This is a genomic window from Lujinxingia vulgaris, from assembly GCF_007997015.1.
Classification (GTDB): Bacteria; Myxococcota_A; Bradymonadia; order Bradymonadales; family Bradymonadaceae; genus Lujinxingia; species Lujinxingia vulgaris.
On the sequence record NZ_VOSM01000107.1, the window covers coordinates 1 to 527 of the forward strand.

Sequence of the window (527 nt, forward strand, 5' to 3'; positions counted from 1 at the left end):
GATCAGTGCTGGTGCGCGCTCGCGCGCTCACGAAGTTCTGAGACACGCAACGAGGGATCATCTCCGCGATACACCGAGGAGCCCGCGACAAAGGTGTCGGCACCCGCAGCTGCGGCAATCTCAATCGTGCGCTCATCGACACCGCCATCAACTTCGAGCGCGGTGCCCGTGGTTGAGCCAGAGAGCGGGCTCGCCAAATACGCGACGGCACCGGCAACTTCTTCAGGCGTGACCATGCGGCCGGTGGCCTGGCGGGCATCCAGAGCGGCACGTTCCTTGACGGGATCGTCGAAGCGAGCAACTCGAGGTACGGCTCGATAGCGGTGCCCGGCTTGACCGCGATGCCCGCTCGCGCACCCTTCGCCCGCAGCGTGCGGGCGAGAGCCACCGCATCCGCTGCCGCCTCGGCGTGGAAAGTAACACCATAGGCACCGAGATCGGCGTAGTCGGGGGCCCAGCGGTCGGGATCGGTGATCATCAGGTGCACATCGAGCGGAATCGACGAGACCTGTTGAATACGCTCTGTC

1 pseudogene is annotated in these 527 nt (G+C 65.3%); it reads right to left on the reverse strand.

The features are described 5' to 3' along the window. Nucleotides 1-2 precede the first annotated feature (2 nt). Nucleotides 3-527, reverse strand: a pseudogene (locus FRC98_RS21960) (SDR family oxidoreductase); the annotation flags it as partial.